The sequence below is a fragment of the Brevundimonas sp. genome, from assembly GCF_035561115.1.
Lineage (GTDB): Bacteria > Pseudomonadota > Alphaproteobacteria > Caulobacterales > Caulobacteraceae > Brevundimonas.
The window spans coordinates 1-15,278 of sequence record NZ_DATMYH010000065.1; the positions used below are offsets into that span (position 1 = coordinate 1).

Annotated in this window: 16 protein-coding genes; 5 read left to right on the plus strand and 11 right to left on the minus strand. The window is 69.5% G+C overall.

The genetic code is table 11. From position 1 onward, the window contains the following. The 4 genes from VN378_RS08530 to VN378_RS08545 form a co-directional block, all read left to right on the plus strand. Positions 1-647, plus strand: a 647-nt coding sequence (locus tag VN378_RS08530) for a S9 family peptidase (protein ID WP_325742863.1), incomplete at its 5' end; no start/stop codon positions are given. Positions 648-883: 236 nt separating this feature from the next. Continuing rightward, the gene (locus VN378_RS08535; RefSeq protein ID WP_325742904.1) at positions 884-2,212 is read left to right on the plus strand and encodes an amidase; all 1,329 of its coding nucleotides are present in this window, start codon (positions 884-886) and stop codon (positions 2,210-2,212) included. Between the two features lie 38 nt (positions 2,213-2,250). After that, the gene (locus tag VN378_RS08540; protein ID WP_325742865.1) at positions 2,251-2,739 is read left to right on the plus strand and encodes a low affinity iron permease family protein; all 489 of its coding nucleotides are present in this window, start codon (positions 2,251-2,253) and stop codon (positions 2,737-2,739) included. After that, positions 2,736-3,011: a SemiSWEET transporter gene (locus VN378_RS08545; protein WP_325742867.1), complete on the plus strand. Its 276-nt coding sequence runs from the start codon at positions 2,736-2,738 to the stop codon at positions 3,009-3,011. Before VN378_RS08540 ends, VN378_RS08545 begins: the two co-directional genes overlap by 4 nt. Positions 3,012-3,028: 17 nt before the next feature. Here VN378_RS08545 and cysC read toward each other — a convergent pair whose 3' ends face one another. Genes cysC through VN378_RS08595 form a run of 10 tightly spaced genes read right to left on the minus strand, consistent with a single transcriptional unit; the run spans position 3,029 to position 13,739 of the window. Beyond that, a complete protein-coding gene (gene cysC, locus VN378_RS08550) occupies positions 3,029-4,867 on the minus strand; it encodes an adenylyl-sulfate kinase (RefSeq protein WP_325742869.1) in 1,839 nt (612 codons plus the stop codon). Beyond that, a complete protein-coding gene (gene cysD / locus VN378_RS08555) occupies positions 4,867-5,772 on the minus strand; it encodes a sulfate adenylyltransferase subunit CysD (RefSeq protein ID WP_325742871.1) in 906 nt (301 codons plus the stop codon). Before cysD ends, cysC begins: the two co-directional genes overlap by 1 nt. 38 nt (positions 5,773-5,810) lie before the next feature. Continuing rightward, complete coding sequence (locus VN378_RS08560; protein WP_325742873.1) at positions 5,811-6,206, minus strand: RidA family protein; 396 nt, start codon at positions 6,204-6,206, stop codon at positions 5,811-5,813. Continuing rightward, positions 6,203-6,625: a thioesterase family protein gene (locus tag VN378_RS08565; protein ID WP_325742875.1), complete on the minus strand. Its 423-nt coding sequence runs from the start codon at positions 6,623-6,625 to the stop codon at positions 6,203-6,205. The genes VN378_RS08560 and VN378_RS08565 overlap by 4 nt, the downstream gene beginning before the upstream one ends. After that, positions 6,622-8,226 carry an AMP-binding protein gene (locus VN378_RS08570; protein WP_325742876.1) on the minus strand — a complete coding sequence of 535 codons (1,605 nt, stop codon included), beginning with the start codon at positions 8,224-8,226 and terminating at the stop codon, positions 6,622-6,624. The genes VN378_RS08565 and VN378_RS08570 overlap by 4 nt, the downstream gene beginning before the upstream one ends. After that, the gene (locus VN378_RS08575) at positions 8,226-9,389 is read right to left on the minus strand and encodes an acyl-CoA dehydrogenase family protein (protein ID WP_325742878.1); all 1,164 of its coding nucleotides are present in this window, start codon (positions 9,387-9,389) and stop codon (positions 8,226-8,228) included. The genes VN378_RS08570 and VN378_RS08575 overlap by 1 nt, the downstream gene beginning before the upstream one ends. Positions 9,390-9,392: 3 nt before the next feature. Then, entirely contained in the window at positions 9,393-10,205 is an 813-nt protein-coding gene (locus VN378_RS08580; RefSeq protein WP_325742879.1) for an enoyl-CoA hydratase family protein, read from the minus strand. After that, positions 10,202-10,705, minus strand: a complete 504-nt coding sequence (locus VN378_RS08585; RefSeq protein WP_325742881.1) for a MarR family winged helix-turn-helix transcriptional regulator — start codon at positions 10,703-10,705, stop codon at positions 10,202-10,204. Before VN378_RS08585 ends, VN378_RS08580 begins: the two co-directional genes overlap by 4 nt. Next, the gene (locus VN378_RS08590) at positions 10,702-11,463 is read right to left on the minus strand and encodes an SDR family NAD(P)-dependent oxidoreductase (protein WP_325742883.1); all 762 of its coding nucleotides are present in this window, start codon (positions 11,461-11,463) and stop codon (positions 10,702-10,704) included. Before VN378_RS08590 ends, VN378_RS08585 begins: the two co-directional genes overlap by 4 nt. Beyond that, a complete protein-coding gene (locus VN378_RS08595; RefSeq protein WP_325742885.1) occupies positions 11,460-13,739 on the minus strand; it encodes a bifunctional salicylyl-CoA 5-hydroxylase/oxidoreductase in 2,280 nt (759 codons plus the stop codon). The genes VN378_RS08590 and VN378_RS08595 overlap by 4 nt, the downstream gene beginning before the upstream one ends. Before the next feature lie 171 nt (positions 13,740-13,910). On the opposite strand from VN378_RS08595, the gene VN378_RS08600 reads away from it, so the two are divergent. Continuing rightward, a complete protein-coding gene (locus VN378_RS08600) occupies positions 13,911-14,903 on the plus strand; it encodes a helix-turn-helix domain-containing protein (RefSeq protein WP_325742886.1) in 993 nt (330 codons plus the stop codon). A gap of 111 nt (positions 14,904-15,014) precedes the next feature. On the opposite strand, the gene VN378_RS08605 is transcribed toward VN378_RS08600, so the two are convergent. Next, a complete protein-coding gene (locus VN378_RS08605; RefSeq protein WP_325742888.1) occupies positions 15,015-15,245 on the minus strand; it encodes a hypothetical protein in 231 nt (76 codons plus the stop codon). Positions 15,246-15,278 lie beyond the last annotated feature (33 nt).

The following is a 15,278-nucleotide window of genomic DNA, read 5'->3' on the forward strand; positions in this document are numbered from 1 at the left end:
GGGTGAAGCGGGGCTGGCAGGGCGCCACCAGCCAGCTGCTGACCGAGGCCGGATACATCGTCTTCCGGCTGGACAACCGCGGCGAGGGCGACCGGTCGGCGGCGTTCAAGCAGGCGCTCTATCTGAAGATGGGGCAGCCCGAGATCGAGGATCAGGTTCTGGCGGCGAACTATCTGAGATCGCTGCCCTATGTCGACGACAGCCGGATCGCGATGATGGGCTGGTCCTATGGCGGTTTCATGAGCCTGATGGCGCTGACCGAGCCCGACATGGGGCTGGCCTCGGCCATCGCCGGCGCGCCGCCGACCGAGTGGAGCCTGTACGACACCCACTATACCGAACGATACATGTCGACGCCGGAGGCGAACGCCCAAGGCTATGCGGCCTCGGACGCCATTCCGCGCCTGCCGAACCTGACCGGACGGCTGCTGCTGATGCATGGCATGGCGGACGACAACGTCATCCTCGAGAATTCGACCCGCGTCATCGACGCGCTGCAGGCCTCGTCCACCCCGTTCGAATTGATGCTCTATCCCGGCCAGCGCCACGGCGTGCGGGGCAATGAAAGGCAGCTGCAGCAATGGCGCACCTATCTGGACTTCCTGGATCGGACGATCGGCGCAAGGGCGCCCGCCGCGCAGGACTGATTGCGGGTTTTGCCGGCGCCCTGGCGGCGCTGGCGGCCTGCGCCACGCCGCCGGAGTCCACTATCCGGGCGACGGATGCTGCCGCGGCCGACGCCACGGCGGCCGCGGACCGGGCATTGGGCATCTCGCTCGCCGGAACCCGATGCGAGCATCTCTATCGCGACCAGCGGCGGGTCAATCCAGATCACGACGCCTATACGCTTCGCTGCCGCGACGACATCGTCGGTCCGAACAGTATGATTGCATGGGCCCCGGGGATCAGCGATCGCGGCTGGACCCCGGACGCCGGTATCAGCGGCCTCCCCATCCTTCTGAAGGACAATATCGAAACCGCCGACATGCCGACCACGGCCGGCTCGCTGGCGCTATCCCGCAACGCCCCGGGGCGCGATGCGCCGCTGGTCACCCGCCTGCGCGATGCCGGCGCCTTCATCCTCGGCAAGGCCAATCTGTCCGAATGGGCCAACATCCGCTCGTCCAATTCCATCAGCGGCTGGAGCGCCGTGGGGGGGCAGACCCGCAATCCTTACGATCCTGAGCGCACGCCGTGCGGGTCCTCGGCGGGCAGCGCGGTGGCGGTGGCCATCGGCCTGGCCCCGGCGGCGATCGGGACCGAGACGGACGGCTCGATCACCTGCCCGGCCTCGGTCAACGGCGTGGTCGGGTTCAAGCCGACCGTCGGACTGGTCAGCCGGACCCACATCGTGCCGATCAGCCATTCGCAGGACACCGCCGGCCCGATCACCGCCACGGTCGAGGACGCGGCCATCGTGCTGTCGGTCATCGCGGGCTCCGACCCGCTCGACCCGGCGACGGTCGAGGCCGATGCGCGCAAGGTCGACTATCGCGCGGCTCTGGACGCCGACAGCCTGCGCGGGGCCCGGCTCGGCGTCATGCGGTTCCTGGTTTCCAATTATTCGGCCGAGACCCAGGCGGAGTTCGAACGGGCCCTGCAGGCCCTGCGCGACGCGGGGGCCGAGCTGGTCGAGATCACCGAGGCGCCGAAGGATTTCCGCGCCCTCGGCGGCTGGGAAATCCAGGTGCTGATGAGCGAGCTGAAACACGACCTGAACGCCTATCTGGCCTCGACCGACCCCGCGCAGGTTCCGACCCGAACGCTGGCCGACCTGATCGCCTTCAACGAGGCCGAGCCGCGCGAGATGACCCTGTTCGGGCAGGAGCTGTTCCTGCGGGCCGAGGCGACGACGGGACTGGAGGATCCGGTCTATGTGACTGCCCGGGCCAACTCGCTGAGAGCCGCCGGACCCGAGGGCATCGACAAGATGATGGCGGACAATACGGTCGTCGCCCTGGTCGCGCCGACGACCTCGCGCGCCTGGACCAACGACCGCGAGGACGACGACAACGCCCAGGGGTCGGCCAGCCGGCTGGCGGCTGTGGCAGGCTATCCGCACCTGACCGTGCCGATGGGTTTCGACCGCGGCATGCCGGTGGGGATCAGCTTCATCGGCGGCAAGTGGGACGACGCCCGCATCCTGTCGCTGGGATACGCCTATGAGCAGCGGACGCATGAGCGGCGTCCGCCGACCCTGGCGGCGCGATAGGGCGGCAACCTTTGGCGTAGCGGATGGTTTCGGGCGGCATGGAAAAACTGTTCGTCTCCTTCGCCACGGGCGCCGCCAGGATCGCCGGCAAGCCGTGGACCTTCCTCGCCTGCGTCCTGATCGTGCTGATCTGGGCGGCGACCGGGCCGATCTTCAAATTCAGCGAAACCTGGCAGCTGATCATCAACACCGGGACGACCATCATCACCTTCCTGATGGTCTTCCTGATCCAGAACACCCAGAACCGCGACGGCGCAGCGATGCAGGCCAAGCTGGACGAACTGATTCACGCCGTCAGGGCGGCCGACGAGCGGTTCATCGGCATCGAACACATGACGGAAAAGGACCTCGACAGGATTCTGTCCGAGGTCGAGGGGCGGGCGACGCGGATCCACGGCGAAGGCCCGACGGCCATGCCGGTGGTCGCGACCCGGGCCGAGGACACGTCGGCCGGGACCCGCCGCCGGGCCGCCGCGACCCCTCACAAGGCCAAGGCCGCATCCCCGAAGCGGAAGACGCGCGCGTGAGCGACCTGACCGCCAACATCGTGGGCACGGCCGCGGCCCTCTGTTCGATCACCAGTTTCGCGCCGCAGATGATCAAGATCTGGAAGGAACGGGACGCCTCTTCGGTGTCGCTCAAGACCTATTCCCTGACGGTGACCTGTTTCGTGCTGTGGACCGCCTATGGCGTGCTGACGACGGCGTGGCCGATCATCGTCGCCAACGCTTGCGCCCTGGTGATGGCGTCGGGCGTACTGGCGATGAAGTGGCGGTTCAGCGACCCCGGCCGGGCCTGACCGCGCCCGGCGTCTGATCAGCGCGCCTGCCGGGCGCGGACGAGGGCCAGAACCTGATCCGCCGCCTCGTCCGGCGAGCAGGCGGCGGCGTCGATGCGGAGATCGGGCGCCTCGGGCGGTTCATAGGCGCTGTCGATGCCGGTGAAATTGGTCAGCTGGCCGGCGCGAGCCTTGGCGTACAGGCCCTTGACGTCGCGCGCCTCGGCGACCTCCAACGGGGCGTCGACGAAGATCTCGACGAACTCGCCGGGCTCCATCCGCTCGCGCGCCATGCGGCGCTCGTCGCGGAAGGGCGAGATGAAGGAGACCAGCACGATCAGGCCGGCGTCGGTCATGAGCCGGGCCACCTCGGCCACGCGGCGGATGTTCTCGACCCGGTCGGCGTCGGTGAAACCCAGGTCGTGGTTGAGGCCGTGGCGGACGTTGTCGCCGTCCAGGAGAACCGTGTGCCGGCCTTCGGCATTCAGCCGCTGTTCGACCCGGTTGGCGATGGTCGACTTGCCGGCTCCCGACAGGCCGGTGAACCACAGCACCAGCGGCGACTGGCGCATCAGGGCCGCGCGGTCGGCGCGGCTGACGCTCAGGGCCTGGGGCCGTATGTTGGCCGATCGGCGCAGGGCGAAACGGATCAGGCCGGCGCCCGCGGTCTCATTCGTCATCCGGTCGATCAGGACGAAGCCGCCGAGGTCGCGATTGACGGCGTAGGGCTCGAAGGCGACGGACGCGTCGAGGGCCAGGGTGCAGCGGCCGATGTCGTTGAGCGTCAAGGTCGCGGCGGCCAGTTCCTCGCCGGTGTCGACATTGACCTTGTGGCGGATGTCGCTGATCCGGGCGGGGACGGTGGCGGCGCCCAGTTTCAGCCACCAGGTGCGGCCGGGCAGCAGCGGCCGGTCGGACATCCAGACGATGTGGGCGTCGAACTGGTCGGCGACCTGGGGCGGCGCGTCTGCGGCGGCGATAAGATCGCCGCGCGAGACATCGACGTCCGGGGTCAGGGTCAGGGTCACCGACTGGCCCGGGCCGGCCTGCTCAAGGTCGCCGTCGAGGGTGACGATCCGGGCGATCGTCGCGCTGACGCCGGAAGGCAGGATGCGGACGGCGTCTCCCGGGCGAGCCAGGCCCGACTGGATGCGGCCGGTGAAGCCGCGGAAGTCGGCGTTCGGGCGGCTAACGCCCTGGACCGCCATACGCAGCGGGGCCGGAGCCGCGTCGGCTATCCGCACCGCCTCCAGATGCGCCATCAGCGTCGGGCCGGCGTACCAGGGCATGGCGGCGCCGGGCGTCATGACATTGTCGCCGCGCCGGGCGCTGACGGGGATGGCGGTGACATCGGTCAGGCCGATGGAGGCGGCGAAGGCGCGGTAATCGTCGACGATGGCGTCGAACCGGTCCTGCGCTTCCTCGATCAGGTCCATCTTGTTGACCGCCAGCACCACGCGCCGGACGCCGAGAAGAACCAGCAGCCGGCTGTGCCGCCGGGTCTGGGTCAGGACGCCCTTGCGCGCGTCGATCAGGACGATGGCCACATCCGCGGTCGAGGCGGCGGTGACCATGTTGCGCGTGTACTGCTCGTGGCCCGGGGTGTCGGCGAGGATGAAGCGGCGATCGCCGATATCAAAGAAGCGGTAGGCGACGTCGATGGTGATGCCCTGCTGACGCTCGGCGGCGAGGCCGTCGACGAGGAAGGCCAGGTCCGGCTCGCCGTCGATCAGGGGCAGGGCTGCGGTCTGGTCCGAGGGCACGGCGCCGGCCTCATGCAGCAGGCGGCCTATCAGGGTCGACTTTCCGTCGTCGACGGAACCGCAGGTGATGAGGCGGACGATGTCGGCCGGTCCCGCGTCGGGGGCGTGAGCCATCAGAAATAGCCCTCCCGCTTCTTCTGCTCCATCGAGGCGGCGGGGTCATGGTCGATGGCGCGGCCCTGACGTTCCGACAGGGATGCGTCCCGCACCTCCCGGATCACGGCGTCCAGGGTGTCGGCGTCGCTCTCAACGGCCGCGGTCAGGGGCCAGCAGCCGAGGGTGCGGAAACGCACGCGGCGCGGACGGGCCCGTTCTCCGGGCCGCAGGGCCATGCGGTCGTCGTCCACCATGAGCAGGGCCCCGTCGCGCTCGACGACGGACCGATCGGCGGCGAAGTACAGGGAGGGCAGGGCGATGGCCTCGCGCCGGACGTAGCGCCAGACATCCAGTTCGGTCCAGTTGGACAAGGGGAAGACGCGCAGCGATTCCCCCTCGCCGAGGCGGGTGTTGTAGAGGCTCCAGAGTTCGGGCCGCTGGCGTTTGGGATCCCAGCCGTGAGCGGCGCTGCGGACCGAGACGATCCGCTCCTTGGCCCGGCTCTTCTCCTCGTCGCGGCGCGCACCGCCGAAGGCCGCGTCGAACCGGTGCAGGTCCAGCGCCTGTTTCAGCCCCTGCGTCTTCCAGAGATCGGTGTGAACGCTGGCCCCGTGGGCGAACGGATTGATCCCTTCGGCCTCGGCTTCGGGATTGCGATGAACCAGCAGCTGCATCCCGGCCTCCGCCGCCGTCCGGTCGCGGAAGACGTACATCTCGCGGAATTTCCAGGTCGTATCGACGTGCAGCAGCGGGAAGGGCGGCGGGGCGGGGAAGAAGGCCTTGCGCGCCAGATGCAGCAGGACGGCGGAGTCCTTGCCGCCAGAGAACAGCAGCACCGGCCGCTCGCATTCGGCGACGACCTCCCGGAAGATGTGAATGGCCTCGGCTTCAAGCCGGCCGAGGACGTCGTCGTGCAGCCGCATGGTCCAGCTTTGGCCCCGGAATCGCGCGGCGCCAAGCCTCACGCCGGGATGACGGCGGTGGTCTCGATCTCGACGCGGGCGGCGTCCTCGATCAGTCCCTTGACCTCGACCACGGCCATGGCGGGATAGTGGGCCCCGATCAGTTCACGCCAGACCGCGCCGATCTCGCGCAGGGCGGCGAGGTATTCGGTTTTGTCGACCACGTACCAGGTCATGCGGACGATGTGTTCGGGACCGGCTCCGGCCTCGGCCAGGACGGCCAGGGTGTTTTCGACAGTCTGGCGGAATTGGCCGGCGAAGCCCCTCTCGACGAAGACGCCCTCGGGCGTCCAGCCGATCTGGCCGGCGACGAAGACGGTGCGGCCGGTCGCCTCGACGCCGTTCGAATAGCCCCGGGGCCGGGGCCAGCCTTCGGGCAGCAGGACACGGTTCATTGAGGCGTCTCCACGAAGGGGGCGATGCGGGCGCGCAAGGCGTCGGGCCAGGGCTCGGGCTTCAGCGAGGCGCCGACGTAGACGATGGTCTGGGTCGCCTCGAAACGCAGTTCGCCGTCGGCGCTGATCCGGTGACGCAGGCCGCAGGAGGCGCCGCCCAGTTTCGTCACCGTCAGGGCGAAGGTCAGTTCGTCCTCCAGCCGCGAAGGGGCGATGAAGCGGGCCTCTACGGCGGCGGTCGGGACGCTGACGTGGCGGTTGACGTGCAGTTCGCGGAACGAGGCCTGCAGCGGGCCGGCGAACCAGTCCTCGACCACTCCGTTCAGCATTTCGAAATAGCGCGGGAAGAAGACAATGCCCGCCGCGTCGCAGTCGGCGAAACGGACCCGGCGCTCGACGGTGAAAACCTGGCCGGTCATGTCGGGTCCTTGAGCCGGAAGCGCTGCAGCTTGCCGGTCTGGGTCTTGGGCAGGGCGTCGACGAAATCGAGGCCGCGCGGGTATTTGTAGGGGGCGATGACGCCCTTCACGAAGGTCTGGAGCTCGGCGCGCAGGGCGTCGGAGGGGGCGTGGCCCTCGTTGAGGACGACGAAGGCCTGGACGATCTGGCCGCGTTCGGGATCGGGCGCGCCGATGACGGCGGCCTCGGCGACCGCGGAATGGCGCAGCAGGGCGTGCTCCACCTCGGGCGCGCCGATGTTGTAGCCGGACGATATGATCATGTCGTCGGACCGGGCCACGAACCAGAACCAGCCGTCCGCATCCAGCCGGTAGACGTCGCCGGTCAGGTTCCAGCCGTCCTGGACATAGGCCGCCTGCCGCTCGTCATCGAGATATCGGCAGCCGGTCGGACCGCGCACCGCGAGACGGCCGGTCTCGCCGGGGGGCAGAGGCTTGCCATCGGCGTCGATGATGCGCGCCTGATAGCCGGGCACGGCCTTGCCGGTGGAGCCGGGGCGGATGTCGTCGCCGCGGGCCGAGATGAAGACGTGGATCATCTCGGTCGAGCCGATGCCGTCGATGATGCGGACGCCGGTCGCCTCATGCCAGGCGTCTGAGGTGGCGGCGGGCAGGGCCTCGCCGGCGGAGACGCAGGTGCGCAGGGACGACAGGTCGTAGTCGCCGGCCAGCTTCAGCAGGGCGCGGTAGCCGGTCGGGGCGGTGAACAGGGCGGTGGCGCGATGGCGGGCGATGGTTTCGGCCAGGGCGTCGAAGCCCGGCCGGGGGGCGAAGGCGGTCGCGGCGCCGACGGCGGCGGGGAAGACCACCAGCCCGCCGAGGCCGAAGGTGAAGGCGATGGGCGGGGTGCCGACGACGATGTCGTCCTTCGCCAGGCCGACGATGTGCTTCGCGAAGGTGTCGGCCATGGCGAGGATGTCGCGATGGAAGTGGACGCAGCCCTTGGGCTTGCCCGTGGTGCCCGAGGTGAAGGCGATCAGGGCGGGATCGTCGGCGGCCGTGTCGACGGGGTCGAAGCGGAAGCCGGGGGGCAGGGCCTGGGCCGCCTTCTGGAGGGCGGCGGAGTCCATGACTTGCGTCAGCGACGGGGCCGCGTGCCTGGCCTCGGTCACCGAGTCGGCGAGGGTGTAATAGACCAGCGCATGGCTGATCCGGGCCTTGTCGATGACCGTGGCCAGTTCGGCGGCCCGGAGCATGGGCATGGTGGCGACCACCACCCCGCCCGCCTTCAGGATGGCGAACCACGCCATGACGGTCCAGGACGAGTTGGGGCCGTGCAGCAGCACCCGATTGCCGGGGACCAGCCCCATCTCCTCCACCAGCACCCGCGCCATCCGGCCCGAGATGGCGTCGACGCGGCCCCACGAAAACTCATGGTCGAAATCGATCAGGGCGCGGGCGTCGGGACCGGCGGCTTCGATGGCCCGGCGCAGCAGTTCGACACCGGCGTTCAGCCGCTCGGGATAAGCCAGTTCCGGCAGGTCGAAGACCAGTTCCGGCTGCTGGTCCGCCGGCGGCAGATGGTCGAGGACGAACCGGTCGATGTGCGCGCTGGCCCCCATCAGGCGCCTCCCAGTCCAGCCAGCACCTGCCGGGCGATGACGATCTTCTGCACCTCGGAGGCGCCTTCGTAGATGCGCAGGGCGCGGATCTCGCGGTACAGCCGCTCGACCGGATGGCCCGAGACCACGCCAAGACCGCCGAACAGCTGGACGGCCTGATCGATCACGACCTGGGCCTCGTCGGTGGCGTAGAGCTTGGCCATGGCGGCCTCTCGTGTCACGCGGGGCGCGCCCTGATCCTTCAGCCAGGCGGCGCGGTAGATCAGCAGGGCCGAGGCGTCGATCTTCAGCGCCATCTCGGCCAGAGAGGCCTGCACCAGCTGCAGGTCGCTCATCGGCGCGCCGAACAGCTTGCGGGCGAGGGTGCGCGATGCCGCCTCGTCGAAAGCCCGGCGCGAGAAGCCGAGGGCGGCGGCGGCGACGGTGGAGCGAAACACGTCCAGCGTGGCCATGGCGATGCGAAAGCCGTCGCCCGGGGCGCCGAGGATGCGGTCGCCGTCGATGCGGCAGGCGTCGAACCGGATCGTCGCCAGCGGATGGGCGGCCATCAGGGGGATGCGTTCGACGATCCCGAAGCCGGGCGTATCGGCGTCGACGACGAAGGCGCTGATGCCCTTGGCGCCCACCCCTTCGCCGGTGCGGGCGAAGACGGTGTATCGGTCGGCGAGGCCGCCGTTGGAGATGAAGGTCTTGGTCCCGTCCAGCACCCAGCCGTCGCCGTCGCGGCGCGCGGATGTCGACAGGGCGGCGACGTCGGAGCCCGCATCCGGTTCCGACAGGGCGAAGGCGGCGATGGTCTGGCCCGCGGCCACGCCGGGCAGCCAGCGGGCCTTCTGCTCGTCCGTGCCGAACAGGCTGATGGGCCCGGAGCCGAGGCCCTGCATGGCGAAGACGAAGTCGGCGAGGCCGGAGCGGCGGGCGAGGGTTTCGCGCGTCAGGCACAGGGTTCGGACGTCCAGCCTGCCGTCGGCGTCAGGGACGGCGTTGTTCAGCCAGCCGCCGTCCGCCAGCGCCTTGAGGATGGTGCGGCAATCGCCGTCGAGGTCGTGGTCGCCGTGCAGGTTGACCGCATCGGTCCGGTCCGCCCAGGCCTCGAGGTCGGCGGCGAAAGCCCGGTGACGGTCGTCGAAGAAGGGCCAGTCGAGGAAGCTGCGGTCGGCCATGGCTCAGTTCCCCTCGAACACCGGCTCGCGTTTCGCCGCGAAGGCCTCATAGGCGCGGCGGAAGTCCTTCGTCTGCATGCAGATGGCCTGGGCCTGGGCCTCGGACTCGATGGCGGCGTCCAGGCTCATGTCCCATTCGACGTTGAGCTGGTTCTTGGTGATCCCGTGGGCGAAGGTCGGGCCCCTGGCCAACGAGGCCGCCAGTTCGCGGGCGGCGTCGAGCAGGGCGTCGGGCTCGACCAGCCGGTTGTGGAAGCCCCAGCGCTCGCCCTCGTCCGCGGTCATGACCCGGCCGGTGAACAGCAGCTCGGACGCGCGCCCCTGACCGATCTGGCGGGGCAGGATGGCGCAGGCGCCCATGTCACAGCCGGCCAGGCCGACGCGGGTGAACAGGAAGGCCGTCTTCGTCCTCGGCGTGGCGATGCGCAGGTCGGACGCCATCGCCATGATGGCGCCGGCGCCGACGCAGACGCCGTCCAGGGCGGCGATGACCGGCTGGGGACAGCCGCGCATGGCCTTGACCAGATCGCCGGTCATGCGGGTGAAGGCCAGCAGCTCCGGCATGGCCATCTCGGTCAGCGGGCCGATGATCTCGTGCACGTCGCCGCCGGACGAGAAATTGCCGCCGGCGCCGGTGACGATGACGACCTTGCAGTCGTCGGCGTGGACGAGCGCCCGGAACAGGTCGCGCATCTCGGCATAGGACTCGAACGTCAGCGGATTCTTCCGCTCGGGCCGGTTCAGGGTCAGGGTCGAGACGCCGTCGTCGTCGACCGACCACAGGAAATGGACCGCCTTGTAGTCGCGCGCCTTCATCCGTTCAGCTCCTCGTGGGTGGTGGCGTGGAGCGACCGCTTGGCGCGCTCCAGCAGGCGTGTCAGGTCGTCGGCCTCGGCCGCCGTCAGGTCGGCGAACAGGGCTTCGATCCACCGTTCATGGGCCCGGGCCATGGCGGTGAAGCGGGCCTGACCCAGCGGCGTCAGGCGCACGCGCTGCACGCGCCGGTCCGCCCCGGCCATGGCCTCGATCAGGCCGTCGGCCTTGAGTCGGGCGGCGAGGCCGGTGACGTTGCCGTTGGACACCATCAGCATGCCCGCGGCCTCGCCCATGGTGAGACCGGTCTCGCCCGCGCGGTCCAGCGCCGACAGCATGTCGAAGCGGGGCAGGGTGGAGCCGAACTCGTCGCGCAGCCGCTGGGACACCGTCTGTTCGATCCGGGTCGAGCAGGTCAGCATCCGCAGCCACAGCCGCAGGGAGCGCTTGCCGTCGGGCGCGCCGCCCAGCCGGTCGGGCAACGAGGCGGCGGCGGGGCTCACAGTTCACCGCCCGCGACCGGGATCGCCGCGCCGTTGACGCCCGAGGCGCCCTCGCCGCACAGCCAGACGATGGTCGTGGCCACCTCATCCGGCGTGATCAGCCGGCCCTGCGGATTGGAGGCGGCGAGGACGGCGCGGGCTTCCTCTTCGCTACGACCCGTTTTTGCGGTGATGGACTCGATGGAGCGGGCGACCAGATCGGTTTCGGTGAAGCCGGGACAGACGGCGTTGACGGTGACGCCCTTGGAGGCCACCTCGAGGGCCAGGGCGCGGGTCAGACCGACGAGGCCGTGCTTGGCCGCGACATAGGCCGAGACGTAGGCGTAGCCCTTCAGCCCCGCGGTCGAGGCGACGTTGACGATCCGGCCCCAGCGGCGAGTCAGCATGCCCGGCAGGACCAGACGGGCGGCCTCGGCCGGGGCCTCCAGATTGAGGGCCAGCATGGCGCGCAGGGCCTCAGCGTCGGTCTTGAGGAAGGGAGCCGAGGTCGCGGCGCCGGCGTTGTTGATCAGGATGTCGATGGGGCCGAAGCGGTCGCGTCCCACTTCGATGGCGGCGGCGAGGGCGTCGGGGTCGGTGACGTCGGCCGGGGCGGCGAAGGCGAGGTCGCCGATGCGGTCGGCGGTCTCGTTCAGGCGGGCGACATGGCGGCCGATCAGGGTGACCTGGCAGCCGGCCTCGGCCAGCCGTTCGGCCGTGGCGCGGCCGATGCCCGATCCGGCGCCGGTGACCACGGCGTGATGGCCACTCAGGCTCATACCGGCCCCGCCTGCTGCTGTTTCTCGAGGTTGCGGGCCAGTTGGGCGAAGCCGGCGCGGTACTGGACCGGCGGCTGTATGCCACGCCAGCCCAGCTCGGCGGCGGCGCGCAGGCTCCAGTTGGGGTCGGCCAGATGGGGCCGGGCGAGGGCGCACAGATCGGCCCGGCCGGCGGCGAGGATGCTGTTCACGTGGTCGGTCTCATAGATGTTGCCGACGGCCATGGTCGCCACGCCCGCCTCGTTGCGGATGCAGTCGCTGAAGGGGGTCTGGAACATGCGGCCATAGACGGGCCGCGCCTGTTCCGAGGTCTGGCCCGCCGAGACATCGATCAGGTCGCAGCCGGCCCCGGCGAAGGCGCGGGCGATGGCGACGGAGTCCCCGGGCGTCAGGCCGTCGTCGACCCAGTCGCTGGCGGACAGGCGGACGGACATCGGCTTGTCCACTGGCCAGACCGCGCGCATGGCGGCGAAGACCTCCAGCGGGAAGCGCAGACGGTTCCCGCCCGGGCCGCCGTACTCGTCGGTACGGTGGTTGGAGACCGGGGTCAGGAAGGACGACAGCAGATAGCCGTGGGCGCAGTGCAGCTCGACCATGTCGAAGCCGGCCTCGTCGGCCCAGGCGGTCGCCCGGACGAAATCGTCGCGGACGCGGTCCATGTCGGCGCGGGTCATTTCGCGCGGGACCTGGTCTTCGTCCGACCACGGAATGGGGGAGGGGGCGATCAGCGGCCAGCCGTCCTCGAGCGGCTGGTCGGCGCGCGGCCCCCAGGGGCGTTCGACCGAGCCCTTGCGGCCGGCGTGGGCCAGCTGGATGGCGATGCGCGATCCCTGGCCGTGGACGAAGTCGACGATCCGCTTCCAGGCGTCGCGGTGTTCCGGTCGGTACATCCCCGCGCAGCCGGGCGTGATCCGGGCGTCGGCCGAGACGTCGGTCATCTCGGTGAACACCAGCCCGGCCCCGCCCAGGGCGCGTCCTCCAAGGTGGACGAGGTGGAAGTCGCCGACGAGACCGTCCTCGGCCGAGTACATGCACATGGGCGAGACGACGACCCGATTGGGCAGGGTCAGGTCGCGCAGGCGCAGCGGCGCGAACATCGGCGGCGGCGGTTCTGGCGAGGGTGGGGCGCCGGCATTGTCGGCGAACCAGCGCTCGACCCCGGTCAGGAAGTCGCTGTCGCGCAGACGCAGGTTCTCGTGGCTGACGCGCTGGCTGCGGGTCAGCAGGCTATAGGCGAACTGCAGCGGATCGAGGCCGACATAGCGGTCGACCGTCTCGAACCATTCAGTGGAGTTGCGGGCCGCGCTTTGCAGCTTCAGCACCTCGACGCGGCGTTCCGTCTCATAGGCGGCGAGGGCCGCATCGAGGTCGCCACCCTCGGTCAGGGCCTCCGCAAGGCGGATGGCGTCCTCGAACGCCAGTTTGGTGCCCGAGCCGATGGAGAAATGCGCCGTGTGGGCGGCGTCGCCCAGCAGCACCACCTTGCCGTCGCGCCAGTTGGAACAGGCCACGCGCGGGAAGTTTAGCCAGGCCGAGCCGCGCAGGTGGCGGGCGTTGCTCATCAGCGCATGGCCGCCCAGCCAGCCGGCGAACAGAGCCTCGGCCGCGCGGCAGGTCTGGTCCTGATCCATGGCGTCGAAGCCGAGGTCGCGCCAGGTCGCCTCAGTGCATTCGACGATGAAGGTCGAGGCGCCAGGTTCAAACTGGTAGGCGTGGGCCCAGATCCAGCCGTGCGGGGTCTCGACGAAGGCGAAGGTGAAGGCGTCGAACGACTGTTTCGTGCCCAGCCAGATGTATTTGTTGGTGCGCACGTCGACGTCGACGCCGAACACCTCGGGGCGGTCGTTGCGGGTGCGGCTGTTCAGGCCGTCCGCGGCGACCACGACATCGGCGGGCAGGGTCCGGACGTCGGCGACCTCGTCCTGGAAGCGCAGATCGACGCCCAGCGACCTGGCGCGTTCCTGCAGGATCGTCAGAAGGCGCTGGCGGCCAATGCCGGCGAAGCCATGCCCGCCGGAGCGGATGGTCCGGCCGTGGATGTGGACGTCGATGTCGTCCCAGTGGACGAAGGCGGCCTCGATGATCGCCGCCGTCTCCGGATCGTTGGCTTTCAGGTTGGCGAGAGTCTGATCGGAAAAGACCACGCCCCAGCCGAAGGTGTCGTCGGGGCGGTTGCGCTCGTGCACGACTACGTCCAGCGCCGGGTTCCGCAGCTTCAGGGATATGGCGAGGTACAGGCCGCCGGGCCCGGCGCCCGTCACGGCAATGCTTCTCACGGCCCGATCTGACGACATATTTTAAGCCTAAAGGAAGACCGCGGAGTCGTCCACCGGTCGCAGGCGAGAGCAGCCGGTTGACGCCCGGTGTTCGATAAGCCCAAGTGCGACGGGTCTGTGGGCGCTATCACCTGATTTCCCACGCCTTTAGCGTAGCAGTATCCGTTCCACATGCCCGAGCGCCTCAGTTTTTCAAGTGACGCGCTACCCGAGGATGAGGCATTCCAGGCCTATCGGCGGCTGTATGACAATGGTTCGGGAGTAACCCGGGGCGAGGGGCCGTTCAGGGCCCAGATCAACGCGTGGCGGCTGGATGGGCTGTTGCTGTTCGAACGGCGGCTGTCCGGCGTGATCCATTCCCGGGCCGCGCGGGCGGGCACGGACGGCTTCGATTATGTCGTCCTCAGTCTGGTGCTGGCGGGCCGGGTCGTGGGCGGCGAGACCAGCGGTTTCGATTCGGCGGACCCCGGCGAGATCTATGTGATGGACACCATCCATCCCGCGCGGACCGAATTCATCGACGCGCATGTCCTGACCGTCAGCGTCTCCCGTGACCTGATCGAGGCGGCGCGCGGAGGGGCCACCGGCCTGCACGGGCGCCTGTTGAAGGCCCCGCGCAACGTGATGCTCGCGGACTTCCTCACGTCGCTCGCCCGTCACGCCGACATGATCAAGGCCGAGGCGTTGCCGGGTCTGGCGCGGGCCTTCATCCATGTCCTGGCGTCTGTCGATGGCAAGGCGCGGGCCGGCAACGAGGTGCATCGACGCGAGTATCTGCGCCGTGACGCGGTCGAACGGATGATCGATGAAAACCTCGATCATCCCACCCTGTCGGTGGCGATGGTCAGTCGGGAAACCGGCATGTCCCGATCCGCCCTCTACCGGCTGTTCGAGGATCGCGGCGGCGTCGCCCGACTGATTCAGGGCCGTCGGCTGGGCGCGGTGCGTCGGGCGCTGGACAACCGGACGTCCGCCACGATGGCGGATCTGGCGCGGAGATTCGGTTTTGGCGACGAAGCGACCCTGAACCGGGTGTTCAACGAGGTCTATCAGATCTCGGCGCGAGCCCATCGGGCCGGGGTCGAGGCGTTGAATCCCGACGATCCTGAGGACGGCCGCCGCAAATGGGTCGGCCGGATGCGCGAGGTCTCCTGGAACCACTGACGGCGGCGCCGTCTTCATCGGGTCACGGGCGCAATTAAAAAAACGGCGGCCCCCGAAAGGAGCCGCCGTTCATTATGGTCTCGAAGCTGACGAGATCGTCAGCCGGTCGGGTCAGTCGCTCTCGGCGTCGTCGTCGGCGGCCGTAACGGCGGCGAAGGCGGCGATAGCCACCACGGCGAAGATCAGGCCGGGGGCGATCGAGCCACCGAATTCGTCGGAGGCGTCAGCGGTGCTGCCCACGCGGTCAGCGACGCTCGGAGCGGCGGAAACCTGGTTGGCGGCGACGGCCTGGCCGGCGATCAGCAGGGCGCCGGTGGCGATTGCAGCAAGAGTTTTCTTCATGGGTCGGCTCCGTGATGATTAGACAGCGTCGGC

Bases quoted from the DNA above. Each gene is read 5' to 3' on its own strand.
- VN378_RS08535 (WP_325742904.1), top strand. From the start codon at position 884: ATGATTGCATGGGCCCCGGGGATCAGCGATCGCGGCTGGACCCCGGAC.
- VN378_RS08540 (WP_325742865.1), top strand. From the start codon at position 2,251: ATGGAAAAACTGTTCGTCTCCTTCGCCACGGGCGCCGCCAGGATCGCC.
- cysC (WP_325742869.1), bottom strand. From the start codon at position 4,867: ATGGCTCACGCCCCCGACGCGGGACCGGCCGACATCGTCCGCCTCATC.
- cysD (WP_325742871.1), bottom strand. From the start codon at position 5,772: ATGCGGCTGCACGACGACGTCCTCGGCCGGCTTGAAGCCGAGGCCATT.
- VN378_RS08560 (WP_325742873.1), bottom strand. From the start codon at position 6,206: ATGAACCGTGTCCTGCTGCCCGAAGGCTGGCCCCGGCCCCGGGGCTAT.
- VN378_RS08565 (WP_325742875.1), bottom strand. From the start codon at position 6,625: ATGACCGGCCAGGTTTTCACCGTCGAGCGCCGGGTCCGTTTCGCCGAC.
- VN378_RS08570 (WP_325742876.1), bottom strand. From the start codon at position 8,226: ATGGGGGCCAGCGCGCACATCGACCGGTTCGTCCTCGACCATCTGCCG.
- VN378_RS08575 (WP_325742878.1), bottom strand. From the start codon at position 9,389: ATGGCCGACCGCAGCTTCCTCGACTGGCCCTTCTTCGACGACCGTCAC.
- VN378_RS08580 (WP_325742879.1), bottom strand. From the start codon at position 10,205: ATGAAGGCGCGCGACTACAAGGCGGTCCATTTCCTGTGGTCGGTCGAC.
- VN378_RS08590 (WP_325742883.1), bottom strand. From the start codon at position 11,463: ATGAGCCTGAGTGGCCATCACGCCGTGGTCACCGGCGCCGGATCGGGC.
- VN378_RS08600 (WP_325742886.1), top strand. From the start codon at position 13,911: ATGCCCGAGCGCCTCAGTTTTTCAAGTGACGCGCTACCCGAGGATGAG.
- VN378_RS08605 (WP_325742888.1), bottom strand. From the start codon at position 15,245: ATGAAGAAAACTCTTGCTGCAATCGCCACCGGCGCCCTGCTGATCGCC.